This window comes from Microbulbifer sp. ABE4_465, from assembly GCF_056160765.1.
On sequence record NZ_JBSWXV010000009.1, the window covers coordinates 16,200 to 32,695 of the forward strand.

At 55.0% G+C, this 16,496-nt stretch carries 12 protein-coding genes; 6 read left to right on the forward strand and 6 right to left on the reverse strand.

Annotation, left to right across the window (positions count from 1 at the left end; all coding sequences use genetic code 11):
- Positions 1-2 precede the first annotated feature (2 nt).
- A complete protein-coding gene (locus ACXAG1_RS13815; protein ID WP_475120003.1) occupies positions 3-1,904 on the reverse strand; it encodes a GNAT family N-acetyltransferase in 1,902 nt (633 codons plus the stop codon).
- A gap of 365 nt (positions 1,905-2,269) precedes the next feature.
- Here ACXAG1_RS13815 and ACXAG1_RS13820 point away from each other — a divergent pair, with 365 nt between their 5' ends.
- Positions 2,270-3,457 carry an extracellular catalytic domain type 1 short-chain-length polyhydroxyalkanoate depolymerase gene (locus tag ACXAG1_RS13820; protein WP_475120084.1) on the forward strand — a complete coding sequence of 396 codons (1,188 nt, stop codon included), beginning with the start codon at positions 2,270-2,272 and terminating at the stop codon, positions 3,455-3,457.
- 133 nt (positions 3,458-3,590) lie between these two features.
- Here ACXAG1_RS13820 and ACXAG1_RS13825 read toward each other — a convergent pair whose 3' ends face one another.
- Positions 3,591-4,541: a LysR substrate-binding domain-containing protein gene (locus ACXAG1_RS13825; protein ID WP_475120004.1), complete on the reverse strand. Its 951-nt coding sequence runs from the start codon at positions 4,539-4,541 to the stop codon at positions 3,591-3,593.
- Between the two features lie 76 nt (positions 4,542-4,617).
- Positions 4,618-6,015: an NAD-dependent succinate-semialdehyde dehydrogenase gene (locus ACXAG1_RS13830; protein WP_475120005.1), complete on the reverse strand. Its 1,398-nt coding sequence runs from the start codon at positions 6,013-6,015 to the stop codon at positions 4,618-4,620.
- 467 nt (positions 6,016-6,482) lie between these two features.
- On the opposite strand from ACXAG1_RS13830, the gene ACXAG1_RS13835 reads away from it, so the two are divergent.
- The 4 genes from ACXAG1_RS13835 (at position 6,483) to ACXAG1_RS13850 (ending at position 12,926) form a co-directional block, all read left to right on the forward strand.
- Entirely contained in the window at positions 6,483-7,556 is a 1,074-nt protein-coding gene (locus ACXAG1_RS13835; RefSeq protein WP_475120006.1) for an alpha/beta hydrolase, read from the forward strand.
- Between the two features lie 74 nt (positions 7,557-7,630).
- The gene (locus tag ACXAG1_RS13840; protein WP_475120007.1) at positions 7,631-10,270 is read left to right on the forward strand and encodes a TonB-dependent receptor plug domain-containing protein; all 2,640 of its coding nucleotides are present in this window, start codon (positions 7,631-7,633) and stop codon (positions 10,268-10,270) included.
- A gap of 127 nt (positions 10,271-10,397) precedes the next feature.
- Positions 10,398-11,558, forward strand: coding sequence for an iron-containing alcohol dehydrogenase (locus ACXAG1_RS13845; protein ID WP_475120008.1), 1,161 nt, complete (start codon positions 10,398-10,400; stop codon positions 11,556-11,558).
- Between the two features lie 15 nt (positions 11,559-11,573).
- Positions 11,574-12,926: a spinster family MFS transporter gene (locus ACXAG1_RS13850; protein WP_475120009.1), complete on the forward strand. Its 1,353-nt coding sequence runs from the start codon at positions 11,574-11,576 to the stop codon at positions 12,924-12,926.
- A 70-nt stretch (positions 12,927-12,996) separates the two neighbouring features.
- Here the strand turns inward: ACXAG1_RS13850 and ACXAG1_RS13855 are convergent, their stop codons facing one another.
- The 3 genes from ACXAG1_RS13855 to panC all read right to left on the reverse strand — a co-directional run bounded on the left by ACXAG1_RS13855 (position 12,997) and on the right by panC (position 15,337).
- Positions 12,997-13,917, reverse strand: coding sequence for a LysR substrate-binding domain-containing protein (locus ACXAG1_RS13855; RefSeq protein ID WP_475120010.1), 921 nt, complete (start codon positions 13,915-13,917; stop codon positions 12,997-12,999).
- A 149-nt stretch (positions 13,918-14,066) separates the two neighbouring features.
- Entirely contained in the window at positions 14,067-14,456 is a 390-nt protein-coding gene (panD, locus tag ACXAG1_RS13860) for an aspartate 1-decarboxylase (RefSeq protein ID WP_475120011.1), read from the reverse strand.
- A gap of 32 nt (positions 14,457-14,488) precedes the next feature.
- Positions 14,489-15,337 (reverse strand): pantoate--beta-alanine ligase, encoded by an 849-nt coding sequence (gene panC, locus ACXAG1_RS13865; protein WP_475091027.1) that lies wholly within the window; start codon positions 15,335-15,337, stop codon positions 14,489-14,491.
- Positions 15,338-15,573: 236 nt separating this feature from the next.
- Here panC and ACXAG1_RS13870 point away from each other — a divergent pair, with 236 nt between their 5' ends.
- Complete coding sequence (locus ACXAG1_RS13870) at positions 15,574-16,290, forward strand: DUF6515 family protein (RefSeq protein WP_475120012.1); 717 nt, start codon at positions 15,574-15,576, stop codon at positions 16,288-16,290.
- Positions 16,291-16,496 lie beyond the last annotated feature (206 nt).

The following is a 16,496-nucleotide window of genomic DNA, read 5'->3' on the forward strand; positions in this document are numbered from 1 at the left end:
AGTCAGTTCCTCGCGTCCCTGTCGCCATCACGGTCTGTTTTGTTTTCGTCTTGGGTGAGATCCAGTTCCAGATAGAGCTCGTCCATGGAGTCCCCCATGCGTGTGGTGAAGCCGTTACTTTCAAAAATTTTCAGCATGGGCTTGTTGTCCCGACGCACGCAGGCAAACATTTTTTGAATGCCCCGCTTGCGCGCGATGCTTTCCATTTCTTCCAATAGAGTGGAAGCAATCCCTTTGCCGCGACGGCTTTCCTTGATGACGAACGCTACTTCGCAGCTGTTGTCGGCTTGGTAATAGTAATAACGGCCAACACCCTGGATGACCTCGCTGGCCCCGTCGAGATCGGTAAAGCACAGGGCAAGATCTTTACGCTGATCCACACTCACCAGACTGCAAGATTTTTCCCGGGACATCTGCGTGACATGGTGGTTGTAACGCATCATCAGGGTTTCTTTGTTGTGGGTGTAGAAAAACTCCTGAAGCCTGCGCTCGTCGGACGGGCGCAGGGGACGCAGAGTATAGCGGATGCCGTCAAAGGTGTAGCGTTTCTGATCCACCGGGCCCAGCTCCGGCACGGTGGTGGGCGCCTGCTCCTGGTATTCCGGCACCCAGTAGAATTCCCGCACTTTTTCCAGCAGTTCCCGGCGAAAATCCGGATGGGCGATTCGAATCATTTCCAGGGTACGTTCGCGCACGCTTTTCCCCCGCAGGGAGGCGATACCATATTCGGTGACGACGTAATGCACATGGGCGCGGGAGGTCACTACGCCTCCACCGGGGGTGAGCGACGCGACGATGCGGGAGACCAGCCTGCCATCTTTATCCTTCGCGGTAGACGGCAAAGCGATGATCGGTTTACCGCCCTTGCTCAGGGCTGCACCGCGAATAAAATCCACCTGCCCGCCGATACCGCTGTACAGGCGACTACCGATGGAATCGGAAACCACCTGCCCGGTCAGGTCCACCTCGATGGCACTGTTGATGGCGACCATTTTGTCGTTGCGGGCGATTTTTACCGGGGAGCTGACATGCTCCGCCGGATACAGCTCCACATGGGGATTGCCGTCGATAAAGTCGTACAGCATTTTCGAACCCATGCAGTAGCTGGTGATGGTCTTTCCCCGGTGATAGGTTTTCTTGCGGTTGTTGATCACACCGCTTTTCATCAATTGGGCCACGCCGTCAGAAATCATTTCCGAGTGCACACCCAGGTCTTTGTGATTGCCCAGGTAGCGCAGCACGGCATCGTGCACCTTGCCCATGCCGATCTGCAAGGTGGAGCCATTTTCTACCAGTACCGACACATACTGCCCGATCTGTTCGACCGCCTGATCCATTTCCGGCGGCGGTGATTCGGGGATTGCAGCCTCGGCGGTCATCCAGGCGTCGATCTGGTCGCGGTGGATAAAGGTGTGGCCGTTGGTGCGCGGCATACAGGGATTGATCTGGGCAATGACCGTGCTGGCATTTTTCACCGCGGACGACACGACATCGACACTCACTCCCAGGGAGCAGTAACCCAGTTCATCCGGTGGGCTGACCATGATCAGCGCGGCATCCAGTGGCAGCACATGATCACTGAACAGTTTTGGCACTTCGGAAAGAAACGTCGGCGTATAGTCCGCCCGCCCCTCCGCCACCGCATTGCGCACGGCGGTGCCACCGATATACAGGGCGTTTACAGTAAACAGCTCGGCGTACTTGCGCTGGGCCCAGAAATTATCCGACAGGGTAAAGACGTGGGTCACTTCAATATCATTGAGGCCACGACTATTGGCGACCAGGTCGGCCATCAGTTCATTGGGGACAGCGGCGTGAGAGCCGAGGAATATCCGGCAGCCGCTCTTTAGCAGCTGATCCCAGGCGAGAGGTTCGTTGGTCTTGGGGCTTGTCAGGGACGACATAGAATTTAGCGGGCTCCTAACAATTGGGTGATTCTATGGTAATCGGTGCTGTGGCCAAAATAATTTCCCAATGGTGATCTCAGGTCGACACCCGGTGATTTTAAATCACTTGACCAAAACCTGTGAATTGACAAGCATCAATTAGCAGTCACAAACGCAATGTAACCAGGATGTTTAGAGTCGCGGCTGCTACACGCTTGTTAATATAACAATACCTTATAAGCATGGTGAGAATAATGAAACCGAGATCGCTCAACGGAAGCGGGAAATTCTGCCGCGTCCTATTTATAACCACAGTATTCAGCCTGTTCATTTCTAACCAATCTCACGCTGGCAACTGGACCACCGAACATTATCTGGCAGGCATGGATTCCGTACACATCTATCTGCCGACAACAGCACCAGTAATCAATAACAAACGCGCACTCATGATCAATCTTCACGGTTGCTCAATGAGCAATACGGATATGAAAAACCATGCGGACTGGGAACCCACCGCGGATCAGTTCGGAATGGTTATCGCCCTGCCCGATGTACCGGGACTGGGCGCATCGAACATAAGCTGCTGGGACTACTATGGCGAGAACCACACCCGAAGCAACAAGCACAACAATGAAATTATCAATCTGGCCATTGAGCTGACGGGCCGCGCCGCACTGAATATTGACCCGAACCAGGTTTACATTACCGGATTTTCCTCCGGCGGAGGCCAAGCCAATGTGATTGCCTGCCTCGCGCCAGATATTTTTGCCGGCGTCGGCAGCTCAGCGGGGCCCGGCCTCGGCACCACCACCTACCAGTACTCCAGCGTCCCCTGGAACTATTCCGACGCAAATGCCGCAGCACACTGCGCCAATCTCGCAGGAAGCAACAATTCACATCTGGAGACACAGATTTATTCAACCATTCACGGAAATGCAGATTCGACGGTAGACCCAGGCTTCAATCAGCACGGTGCTAATATCATGAGCCTAGTATACGGTGCTACCTCAGAGGGGCCGCCCACTAGCATTGCAAGCGGCGGGACCAAGGTCATTTTCTCAGACACCACGGGACCTCGTGTATCCAGAATATCCGTGAGCGGCATGGGACACGACTGGTCTACTGGAAATGGCGGAAACTCCGGCTATTTCGTCCACACCAAAGTGGACTACCCCAACTACGTAACCCAATGGTTTTTTGACAACAATCGTCGAATTGGCGGAGCCTCGGGTATTGATAGCGATGGGGATGGATTCAGTTCCAACAGTGACTGCAATGACCAGGATGCCAGCATCAACCCGGCGGCCACGGAAATTTGCGATGACGGGATTGACCAGAATTGCAGCGGCAGTGATTTAGCCTGCGATGCCTGGACCTGCAAAGAATACACAACCGCCAACACATACCACTACAACAGCACCCCGCAACGAGCAACCGTCTGGTACTTCAACTGGGTGTATCACTACTACGCGAAAGGCAGTGGTGAAGAGCTCACATTCTCCGGGCCCTTTTCCTACAACACCGTCTCGGAAACCAGCGAAGGATACTTTGAAGCGGGTAGCTGCCCGTAACCGAGCACGCTAATCCGTCGGCTACAATTCTAACCAGATACCTCCGGAGCGCTCGATTGCGGCTCCGGGGGCGGAATATTCCGCATGGGAATTTCGATGCACAGCTAAAATCAAGTAAACCCAGCCAGAAAAATTACCGCTCATGCGCACTGCGCAATGCCGGCCGTCGATGCATAAAATCTTGTGCTTCAGCTAGGATCCACTTTCGAAACAAAACCGTCGGCTTGTGGGCGGTATAACTGGTGGGGCACACAAAATAGTATGCTTTATCACAAAGCATCGTAAATTCGTGTGCAACAACCAGTTTCCCGGAGTCCAGCAAGGGGTCGACTAGCGGCCGGTACATGGGAATAATCCCAAGCCCGTCCACAGCGGCCTGCACGGCCACCGCAACATTGTCGAACGCCATTATCCGCTTGCGGGCAATTGCCGAAGCGTCACCACCGGCCTTGGCCAGCCAGTTTGGCCACAATTCGGGAAGGTGTTTGTACCCCAACCATGGGTGCTGCTCTATTTCGGGCAACGACAAGCCAGTCCCAGCTGCTGTCAGCAATTCAGGCGCGCAAACCAGTTGAATATGCACATCCACAAGCTTATCGCTCTGACACCCGGGCCAATTTCCTGTTCCCAATCGTACCGCCGCATCCATTTCCCCGCTGCTGAAATCGACCGATTCTTCCGTGGTATCCAACGCGTTGGTAACAAAGGCGACGGCCAGCTCTGGATGCAGATCGTGAAGTCGGTTCAGGCGCCCGATCAACCAGGTGGAATTAAAGGTGGCCGACAGACCCAGTTTGAATTTTCCATCCCCCTCGCGCCCCAGAATGGTATCGGTGGCCAATTTGATATCAGCAAAACAAAGCGATAGCGCATTAGAATAGCTCACGCCACTCGGGGTCAATTCCAACCCTGACTTTGCGCGATTGAACAGGCTTGTGCCGAGAAAATCTTCCAGCCCCTTGATCTGCCTGCTAACGGCGGATCTGGTCACGAACAACTCCTCGGCCGTTCGGGTAAAACTCAGGGTGCGCGCGGCGGTAATAAAAAACAACAGCGCGTTCAGCGGTGGGTAATGCCTGGCCACTTCATCGCCTCAAACGGTATCTTGGTAAGATTATGGGTTCGGGTTAAATTCCATAAATGGCAACTTCTACAAAAAACTACATACCTCGAAGGCACACATATTTGATCTCAAGATAGTCATCGATGCCATACCTGGAGCCCTCCCGACCGACACCAGACTCTTTCACACCGCCAAAGGGTGCCACTTCTGTTGAAATCATACTTTCGTTCACACCAACCATGCCAAAATCCAGTTCTTCGGTCATGCGTAAAATCCTGGAAATATTTTGCGTATACACATAGCCGGCCAACCCGGCGCTAGTATCGTTGGCCAGCGCAACGGCTTCAGCTTCCGAAGAAAACCGGACAACAGGTGCCACTGGACCAAAAATCTCCTCCCGAAACAGCTTCATTTCTGGGGTAACGCCGGCAAGTACCGTTGGCTCATAAAACCCGCCACCAAGAATTGAGACCTGACCTCCAGCCATCGCTCTGGCGCCACAATCCAATGCATTCCGAACCAGGGAATCGACATTGTCCAGAGCCGCTCCGGTAATCAAGGGGCCGATATCGGTTTCGGGATCGCGGCCATCGCCCAGCTTGAGTTTTTTTACCGCGCGGGTCAGCTCTTGAAGAAAGTCGGAGTAGATCCCCTCCTGCACCAGAATGCGGTTGGCACTGATACAGGTCTGACCGGCGTTGCGAAATTTTGAAGCCATCACACCGGAAACCGCCGTCGGCAGATCTGCATCATCAAATACGATAAAAGGCGCGTTGCCCCCAAGCTCCATCGACGTTTTCTTGACAGTTCCTGCGCACTGGGCCATGAGCAGTTTCCCCACGCGAGTGGATCCGGTAAAGGTCAACTTTCGCACTTGTGGATGACAGCTGAGCTCTTCGCCCATGCCAATGGCATCGGTGCCGACAACAATATTCAAAATGCCGTCTGGCAGTCCCGCCCTGTGCGCCAGTTCCGCCAGGGCCAGCGCCGAAAGCGGCGTCTCAGCGGCAGGTTTGATGACCAATGCGCACCCAGCGGCCAGTGCCGGCGCTGCCTTGCGGGTAATCATCGCGCTCGGGAAATTCCATGGCGTTATTGCGGCGACCACGCCCACTGGCTGCTTCACCGTCAGCAGGCGCACATCGGTAGCGTGCGCCGGTATGACATCGCCGTAAGCACGCTTTCCCTCTTCCGCAAACCACTCAACAAAGGACGCCGCATAGTGAATTTCAGCGTGCGATTCCGCCAGCGGCTTACCCTGCTCCCAAGTCATAAGAAGCGCCAAATCATCTGTATTCGCGAGCATCAGATCAAACCAATTGCGCAGGATATTTGCTCTGTCTTTCGCTGTGCGTCGCCTCCACTCAGCCATCGCCACTGTGGCCGCCTCGATGGCGGCTCGCACGGTTTGTCGCCCGGTATCGGCTACGGATGCGATTACCGTCTCGTCAGCAGGATTGAATACGGAAAACTCGCCCCGGCCGGGCTCATCCACCCAGCGTCCCGCAACAAATGCTTTGGTGCGCAGTAGCGAAGGGTCATTAAGTTGAAGCATGTTTTATCCAGTCAATGTACTTGTCACGGCCGCGATCACCGTGACCTCTATGGCTGGATCAATAGTGTTAATTGACCGCCCAGGGGTCAAGCAACCAAATTTCAACAGCTGTTGCCGTAAATGCACCAGGGACCATCAAGTCACCCAATCCTCGGGGGTTGAGTTACCGCCAGCAACGACGGACTGACGCTCCACGAGACGCTGTCGCGCTCAACGCAACAAGCTGTCCAGTTTTAATCGCTTGTACCCTTCGCTTGCTCGACACCATCATGTGTATACACGGCTGAACCTGAACGTATTTCTATAAGCCCCTGGGCATAAACACCAACGTCGGTTCATAGAACAAGTTTTATAACAGCCTTATATCAACGCATATAACAACACCGGTTTTCGGAGCAGTGTCCCGCATGTTTGATTTGGAAGTTGCCCAAGATAAAGATCTTCACTGGCTACTGAGTCCAGGCGTCAAGCCCGTTGGGGAAGGTACGGCCGGCATATCTGGCGCGCCGCTGGCGGCGATCGAAGTTGCCCCTGAGGGACGTGAAATCCTGCAAGTTATTAATAGCCTGCCGGCAATGCCGGAATACACTCCAGATCAGGTTCGCGCACAACGCGTGGTCCGCGGTAACCCCTGGGATCACGGCAACCCAAGCGGCATCCTCCGGCGGGATATTCGGATCGAGCTCGATGACTGCACATTGCCCACTCGAATTTATCTGCCGGAGGTCAACGACGAGTATCCGCTAGCAGGGCTGGTGTACTTTCACGGGGGTGGCTTCGTTCTGGGCAGTATCGAGAGCTACGACAACTGCCTCGCTCAGCTCGCGGCACTTTCGGGGTGCGCGGTGATATCAGTGGAGTATCGACTGGCTCCCGAGCATCCCTTCCCGAGCGCAGTTTACGACACCCAAAACGCCTATAACTGGATTTACGAGCGCGCCGGCACACTGGGCCTGGATGCGAGCCGGCTTGCCATTGGCGGCGACAGTTCCGGGGCAAATCTGGCTGCAGTGGCCTGCCTGTTAAATCGCGACCAAAAACGCCCGCGTCCCAGTCTTCAACTGCTTATTTATCCGTGTACCGAAGGCAATACACCAACACCCAGCAGACAAGAATTCGCCAACGGCCTTCTGCTGACCCAGGCAGGCCTGGAGTGGTTCCACAACCATTACATTTCGAAGGACCACGACAGCGACTGGAGATTTCGCGTATTGCGCGCAGAAAATCACAGTGATTTGCCCCCGGCGTTTGTGCTGACCGCAGGGTTTGATCCACTGCGCGACGAGGGTGCCGCCTATGCGGAAAAGCTGCGACGCGCTGGCAACCCGGTGCGCCACTCATGCTACACGGATATGTTTCACGGCTTTATCAACTTTGGCACTTTGCCCCAGTGTCAGGTCGCTCTTTCCGAGTGCGCATCCGTACTGCGCGCCATGCGCGTGTCCGCCGGGAGTAGCGAATCAATATATGACCCAGGGTAACTCATGGGTCAGATTGAGAAGTAACGCTTGAGGTAGCAGTAACGACAACCGTTTTAATAAAAAGAGAGATAGCGATGAATACAAAATTTTCCAGCCGAAAAACACTGAGTGCCGCCATTTCCCTGGCCATAGTCAGCGGATCCTGTGCGGTCACCGCACAAGAGAATGGCACTTTAGAAGAAGTCATGGTAACCGGTTCCTATATCAAGTCGTCACCTGACGACGCGGCCGTTCCGGTTCAAGTGGTGGGTCGCGAGTATATTGATTCTATCGGCGCAACGACGGTGGCCGATGTCATGGCCAAACTGCCCCTTATCTCAGGCTCGGAAAATCAGGCCGACTCCTTTACTCAGGGTTCAACCCAGGGCACATCGAACGTCAACCTTCGCGGTTTGGGTCTCAGTTCGACCCTAGTGCTGATCAATGGCCGGCGACAAACAATATCCGGGGCTCTCAGTAATGACGGGAGCGTATTTGTCGATACAAGTACAATTCCTGTGGATGCCATTGAGCGGGTAGAGGTACTGAAAGAGGGCGCCACGTCCGCGTATGGCTCCGATGCCGTTGCCGGTGTGGTCAACTTTATTCTGCGTAGCGATTTTGAAGGTGTTGAGATCAACGGCGGCGTGCGCCGGACCGGTGACGGTGGCCAGCAGGATACGAATTTTGGCATGGTCTGGGGCGGAGGAGATGAAGACACACGCTTCACTCTTTCGGCACACTACCTCGACCGCACCCCTCTCAGTGGCGCTGATCGACCGGAACTTGTCGACAATGCGATCAGCTCGCTTGGCAACTCGTTTCTTCCTTATGCCGCCGCACCGGTCAATGTCGCCAGCGGTGCATATGCCGGCACCTATATGCCCTTCGAATCAGTACCGGATGCCGGGTGTACCGACAATAAAGAAGGTGTGCTAATTCCGCAGCCCAGCGGTGTACGCTGTGGCTTTCACTACGGTGAATACTACAACCTGGTCAACACAGAAAATCGTGCCCAGGTATACGGCAATCTGACCCAGGAGTTTTCTGGCGGAATCGAACTGTTTGCGGAGATCGGCTATTCGAGCAGCGAAGTTACCGACAATCCACAGTCCCCCAGCTATCCGGATTTGACCTTCCCGATCATTGATGCAAGTCACCCCGGCAACCCATTTGGCGTACCGGTCATTTGGTTGGGGCGCCCACTCGGTGCAGGTTTCGAACCCCCGACTGCGGCGCGTGAGAATGACACACTGCGCACGTCGCTGCAGTTGGCCGGCGAAACCGCCGGTGGCCTGTCGTGGGATAGCGCATTGACTTACAGCGCCAACCAGTACACACAGTTTCAGCAAGACACACTCAAATCCCGATTGCTCGCCGGCCTGGCGGGAATGGGCGGACCAAATAACGATGAATGGTTTAATCCGTTCACCCCGACAAGCAATAGCCAGGGCCTGATCGATGATTTCTCCTATGTGACCGAGGCAACCCGCGAAACGGATTTGCTGATATGGGATGCGGTAATCAGCGGAGACCTTATGGAATTGCCCGCAGGAACCTTGAGCTTTGCCGCAGGCGTACAAGCGCGCAGCGAAGGCTTCTCTGTGGATACCGATGACGTATACGAGCTGAAAAAGGATGCCAATGGCAACCCCATTCCTGTCGACCTGATTTTCCTGGGTGGCTTATCGCATGTCGATGAATCCCGCAACGGCACGGCCGTATTTACCGAAGTTAAAGCACCACTGACGGACACACTTGAGCTCACCGGCGCATTGCGCTATGAAAGCCTGGATACCGATAACAGTTTTGATCCAAAACTCGCCGCGCGCTGGCAAATTTCAGATCAATGGATACTGCGCGCATCGGCCAGTACCGCATTCCGCCAGCCTTCGCTGTCACAGCAATATGCCACGGCAGTTACCCTCAACGGCATTCAGGATTTCAATGCCGATGGCACAACCAAGGGTGGGGTCGCATTTATTCGTGTAGCCGCGTCTGGTTCCGATGAGCTGAAGCCCGAAGAGTCTGAAAACTACAACCTCGGGGTGATATTCCAACCAACTGACAGTCTGGATTTCAAGCTCGACTATTGGCGCGTTGACTACACCAACCTGATCACCGTAGAAAATGCCCAGGGGAAACTGCTGGCCAACCTGAATGGAACCGACATTCAGCGCGACCAGTTTGGCAACCTTTCTGGCATCAATGTCGAGTACTTCAATTCCTCCAGTGTTGATGTAGCCGGCCTGGATTTTGAATCCATCTGGCAGCTCAATGACCAGTGGTCTACGGCACTGAATATCGCGCACTTCCTGAGCTATGAAATTACCAATGAAGCGGGAAATACCGTGGAAGCGGCGGGCTATTTCAACTATGACAACTTCGCGCGCTCGATGCCGAAAACCAAGGCCAATCTCGCGATCAACTGGATGTCCGATAGACAGACCGCAGGCCTGAACATCAACTATATCTCCAGCTATGAGATGCGCCAGGCAGTTCCAGAAACTGAGCAGGCGGGCGTGGATTCCTTTGTAACCCTGGATACCCAATATAGCCGCAGTTTCGCGTTCGGAATGACGGAGGATGCGGAAACCACACTCAGCATTGGCATCCAGAACCTTCTGGATGAAGCACCGCCGCGCGCGTACAACGGCGCGAACTTGAGCTACGACCCGAAACAGCACAATCCACTCGGACGTGTATTCTACGCCCGCGCGAAATACAACTTCTGATCACCGACGCGCTTCCGGGGAGCACTAGCTTCCCGGAAGCAGGCAAATCCAAATGGCTCCCTTTCGCAAGTGACGCTCTTTTTGTTAGAGATTGATCGCTTGCGTCTTTTTAATTCGGTAATTTCGCATGTCGCACTTCAACTTTGACTCGTGCAATTCCATCGTCTGCCAGCCCGGCGCCGTTTCAAGGCTCGGCGAGCTTTGCGTGAATCTGGGAAATGAGCGGGTTTTAATGGTAACGGATCAGGGTCTTGTGGATGCAGGGCTGCACCAGTCAGCGATCGCCATTTTGACCGAGGCCGATATTGAATGTCGGCTATTTACCGATGTGGTTGCGGACCCGCCAGAGTCTGTGGTGGAGAATGCCATCGCATTTGCCCGCGACAATAAAGTCGACGGTGTCATCGGATTCGGTGGCGGCAGCTCGATGGATGTCGCCAAACTCATAGCAGCGCTATGTCAGTCACCGATTCAGCTAAAGGAAGCTTACGGTGTAGGTAATATTCGCGGCAACCGCTTGCCGCTCATTCAGATTCCCACTACCGCGGGAACCGGCTCGGAAGTTACCCCCATTGCCATCATCACCACCGGAGAAACCACAAAATCCGGCGTGGTCTCGCCAAAACTGTTACCCGATATCGCACTGCTAGACGCGGATCTGACGCTCGGCCTGCCGCCGCATGTAACGGCGGCCACCGGTATTGATGCCATGGTCCACGCCATTGAAGCCTACACCAGTGCAATCAAAAAAAATCCTTACTCAGACATGCTCGCTCGAGAAGCCCTGAGATTACTCAGCAAAAACATTGAAACCGCGGTTTATGATGGGCAAAACCGGGAAGCGCGCAGCGCTATGCTGCTGGGATCGCTGCTGGCCGGGCAGGCATTCGCCAATGCGCCGGTAGCCGCAGTACACGCGCTCGCCTACCCACTCGGCGGTCATTTTCATATTCCCCATGGGCTCAGTAATTCGCTGGTATTGCCCCATGTCATGCGCTTTAACCTGCAGGTGGCGGCGCCACTGTATTCAGAGCTCACCCCTATCCTGATCGAAGACTACGACAACCCGGGAGCCGATTCCCTGCAGAGAAGTCACGATCTGATCGAGTATCTAGAGCATCTGATTGCCAGGCTAGAACTCCCAAACCAGTTGCGTGCCGTCAATGTACCGGAACACAGCCTCAGCGGGCTGGCACGCGATGCCATGTTGCAGGAGAGACTTCTGGTCAACAACCCGCGGGCACTTACTGAACACGATGCGCTGATGATTTACCGCGCCGCCTACTGATTCGGAGACCCCAAAATGCAGACTGAGAGTTTAAATTCAATTGCGCCCAACCCGGACTCTGGCGGCGCCGAGGCTGCGAAGTCCGGTCGCTATGCCTGGTACGTCATCGGTGTACTGTTGGTTGCCTACACCTTCTCATTTATTGACCGCCAGATTCTCAGCCTACTGGTGGAGCCACTGAAGCGCGACCTGGGAATATCCGACACCCAGGTGAGCTTGCTGCAGGGCCTGTCATTCGCGTTGTTTTACACCATTCTGGGCCTGCCGATGGGGCGTCTTGCCGATACCGTAAGCCGGCGCGGGCTCATTGCTACCGGCTTGACCCTGTGGAGCCTCGCCACCGCTGCCTGCGGCCTGGCGGGCCAATACTGGCAGCTGTTCGTCGCGCGCATGGGTGTTGGCGTTGGCGAAGCTTCCCTGTCTCCGGCCGCCTACTCCCTGATCGCCGACAGCGTGGATCGCAAGAACCTGGCCGCGGCGATTGGGGTTTATTCAATGGGAATTTATATCGGCGGCGGGCTGGCATTGATTGTCGGTGGCGGTGTCGTGGCCTGGGCCGTGAACATAGATAGTGTTGCGGTTCCGCTCATCGGGGAAATCCGCTCCTGGCAGTTGGTGTTTCTCGCAGTCGGCCTGCCTGGCCTGCTACTGGTCCCGTTTGTTCTCGCGCTGCGAGAGCCGCGCCGTACCGGCGGGACAGGTAGCGCGATACCTCTGAAAGACGTCTGGGAGTTTCTACAACAGAACCGCCGCACTCTGACGCTGCTGATTCTAGGCGCTGCGCTGGCATCACTGGCGGGCTACGGTTCTGTGGCGTGGGTACCCAGCTTTCTCATTCGTACTCATCAATTGGGCTTTGCCGAGGCTGGCCTTGCCTTTGGTCTGATCGTTTTATTCTTTGGTTCGGCGGGTGTTGTCTGTGGTGGGCGCATTGCAGATTGGCTGGGGCAACGGGGGTGGCGAGACGGGAAACCGCGCACAGCGCTGTTCGCAGCATTGCTGGGGCTGGCACCAACGCTTCTCTATCCGCTGATGCCGACACTCACCGGGGTATTGATACTGCTCTCCGTATCCACTTTCTTCACCAATTTCATGATGGGATTGGGACCCGCCGCAATTCAGGAAGTAGTGCCCGCCAGAATGCGCGGACAGATATCTGCACTGTATCTGTTTGTAGTGAACATTATTGGATTGGGGCTGGGGCCACTGAGCATTGCGCTGGCGACGGACTTCCTGTTTCAAGACCCGAGCTTGCTCCGCTATTCATTGGTGCTCGCACCGGGATGTGCACTCACCATTTCCGCATTGCTGCTATGGCAAGCACTGCCACACTACCGTACGAGTCTCGCAAAAAGTGAGGCAGTTTAAACACAGCGATTGCTGATTTTTCCCCGCGCAACTGAAAGTTTGTATAGACAGCCGTAAAAGTCAGAAGTCACTATAGAAGAGTGTCTTCTGACTTTTTCACTTCTTTAAGCAACCAGTTTCGAAAAAACTCGACCGCTGGATTACTTGTATGATTGTTTGAATACAGCAGGTAATAAGACTCTTCTTTCAGCATGGAAAAATTGTGCGCGCACGCCACTCTTCCATCCGCAATCAGTGGCGCTGTCAGAGGCATATACATGGGTATCAGTCCCAAACCATCGGCGGCGGCCTGCGAGGCAACCGCGACATTATCCAGAATGATATTGCGTTTCTTGGACTTCAATTGCGGCACACCTGCTGCGGTAAGCCACTGCGACCAAAGATCCGGGAGATGCTTGTAGTGGAGCCAGTCGAATTCAGCCAGCGATTCCAAATCTTCAAAGGGCGCCGTGCCACCAAGCAACTTCGGCGCACCCATAATCTTTATAGGGATATCGAACAATTTGTCGAACTGGCAGTCCTGCCATTCGCCTTTGCCGAGGCGGATGGCAGCATCCATAGATCCACCAAGATCCAGTGCCGGATAGCTGGCATCGACGCTGTTTGTAATAAAGGAAATTGAAAAGCCGGGAGATAGTGCTTCGAGGCTGGATAAGCGGCTCATCAGCCACATGGCGTTAAAGGTGGCCGACACATTCAGGCGAAAACTTGGCTCGGCACGCCCGGTGACCAGGCGATCGGTTGCAGCTTTCAACTCTGCGAACAGGGGGGCAATTGCATCGAAGTATTCGGCACCGGCCTCCGTCAGCGCCAGGTTTTTGTTGCTGCGTTCGAATAATCGAAGCCCGAGAAATTCTTCCAGACAGCGGATTTGTCGGCTTATCGCCGACCGGGTAACACACAAATCTTCGGCCGAGCGGCTGAAGTTGAGCGTGCGTGCTGCGCTGACAAAGCACAACATGGCATTGAGCGGGGGGTGTCTATCGAGCATTTCACCGATTCTTTTTTCGACGATACTACTGACAAACTTTCGACCTGGCAATCAGGCCACAGAGGCACAATTCCGGCAAGAGCAATGCTGACTCAAAAACTGCGCTTGCCGGGTATAGCCCGCATTGTTTGCAGCCACACTCTGGAAATTTAGACCAATTCTGGTCGCTGCACAGGAATGGTATTGGTACTGCGCTCAACCCGATTCTGCTCATCCAGATAAACCAGCTTGGGTTTGAAAGTATCCGCTTCAGACTCAGACATCTGCGCATAGGCCGCGATGATAATTCGGTCCCCAACCTGCACCCGGCGGGCGGCAGCACCATTCATGGAAATAATCCCGGAGCCACGCTCCGCAAGAATCACATAAGTGTGGAAGCGCTCGCCGTTGGATACATTGTAAATATCGATTTTCTCAAACTCGCGCAGCCCGGCCAGCTCCACCAGTTCTTCATCAATCGCGCAGGAGCCGTCATACCAGAGCTCCGCCTGGGTGACCGCCGCCATATGCAGTTTGCCCTTCAGCATCTCAATTTGCATAACCTGACTCCTAAATTTCTACTACCAACTTTTCAAACACTCAACGAAACATTGTCGATCAACCGCGCACCACTGGTGTACATCGCCCCCAGAATGGTGATCTCACGGTCATCGTGGGCGGCGGGTTGCAGGTCCTTGCTGTTGCAGATGGAGAAGTAATCCACCTTGAAACCTGCGTCCTGAATTTTCCCACGCGCCTCTTCTTCCAGCACCGGAAAATCTTTGCGGCCGTTTTTGATTTCATCACTCACCCAGTTCAACGACTGATTCAGAACCGCCACTTTCGGGCGCTCCTCCTCGGTGAGATAGCCATTGCGCGAACTCATCGCCAGACCATCGTCCTCGCGATGCACCGACGCCGCGACAATTTCCACCGGAATACACAGGTCTTCCACCATGCGGCGGATCACTGCCAGCTGCTGAAAGTCCTTGATGCCGAACACTGCCTTGTCCGGCTGCACGATATTGAACAGCTTGGCCACCACGGTAGTGACCCCCTCAAAGTGCCCCGGGCGGCTCGCGCCACACAGTACATCGGTCATCGCCGGGCAGATCACTTTGGTCTGCTGGTCCATGCCGTTGGGGTAAATCTCGGCTTCTTCCGGGTGGAACAGGTAGTCACAGTCGGCCGCGCGCAGCTTCGCCATGTCTTCCTGCATGGTGCGCGGATAGGTGTCCCAATCCTCGTTCAATCCGAATTGCAGGCGGTTGACGAAGATAGAAACCACCACCACATCACAGTGCTGGTGCGCCAGGTTGACCAGCTCGATATGGGCGTCGTGGAGGTTACCCATCGTGGGCACGAAGCCGATGGTCTTGCCAGCGCGACGGGCTTCGGCCAGCGCCTCGCGCAGGCTGGCCACATGGTGAAAAACTTGCATGAACGGGGTTCCGCCAGAGGTATACACGGGCGGCATATTACCCCCCTGCGTCCGGCGGAACAAATGACGTGAACCAGTTGAAACCATTGGTCACATTCGGTTTTTGCCATCACCCCGGAGCGCCGCTGGTGGTTCAGGAAGGATTCAGTGTACGCGGGGCAAACTGCACTCCAAGTTATCGAGAAGCCCACTTCAAGGGCACAAGACAGCCGCCTCGGCGGCTGGGGAGAGCGACCATGAAGAGATTGATCAGCGTCTTTGCCGCTGCCGGCCTGCTCCTTGCGGCTGCGCCGAGCCTTGCGGACCGTGACGATCGCCATCACCGCGGAGAACAGCGGGATAAATATGTAAAACAGCAGCGCGAGAGGCATCACACCAAGGTTCGCGACATTGAAAACCGGCGCAGGGACGCGGTGAACCGCCATCTGGATCGTGCCAATGCACGTGAGGACCACCGAAAAAACCGGGATGACCGGGATCGCCGCAACCACCGCAAGGTGGAGAATCGTCACCACGACAAACGCCACCGCGACCGCAAGCACGGCCATCACAAGCCGGGCCGGCCGACGCACAAGCCCGGCAAACCCTATTATGCCGGCCACCACAAACCGCATCGTCCCAAGTATCGCCCTCACTACCGGCCACACAAGCACCGCTGGCGTCCCAGCCACTATGGGTACGGCTACCGCTGGAAACGCCTGCCGCGCAGCTATGTCAGCATCCGCTTTGGCGGTTTCGGGTACTACTACAGCGATGGCATCTTCTACCGCCCCCACGGTGTAGGGTATGTGGTCACTCAGGCACCGGTCGGCGCCTTTGTTCGCACCCTGCCGGGCACTGCAGTGAGCGTCACCTTCAATGGCTTCAACTATTACGTCGCCTATGACACCTACTACCGCTGGGACCGCGCCCGCCGCGGGTACCTGGTAGTCGCCAACCCCGGATTCATCTAATCGTTCGCTCCAGCCCCAATAACCGAATGAACGTTCGGTTATTTTCCCAGGCGACTCCCTTGAGTCGCCTTTTTTTCGCCTGAACAACGAGGCTTGATACGCCAGTTTCCGGGCACTTTCTGCCTTAGAAGTATTCCTGCTAAAAAACCGAACAAAAATTTAATTTTAAGCTTTAAAAAAAGGCAAAATTTCTTTTCTATAGTTAT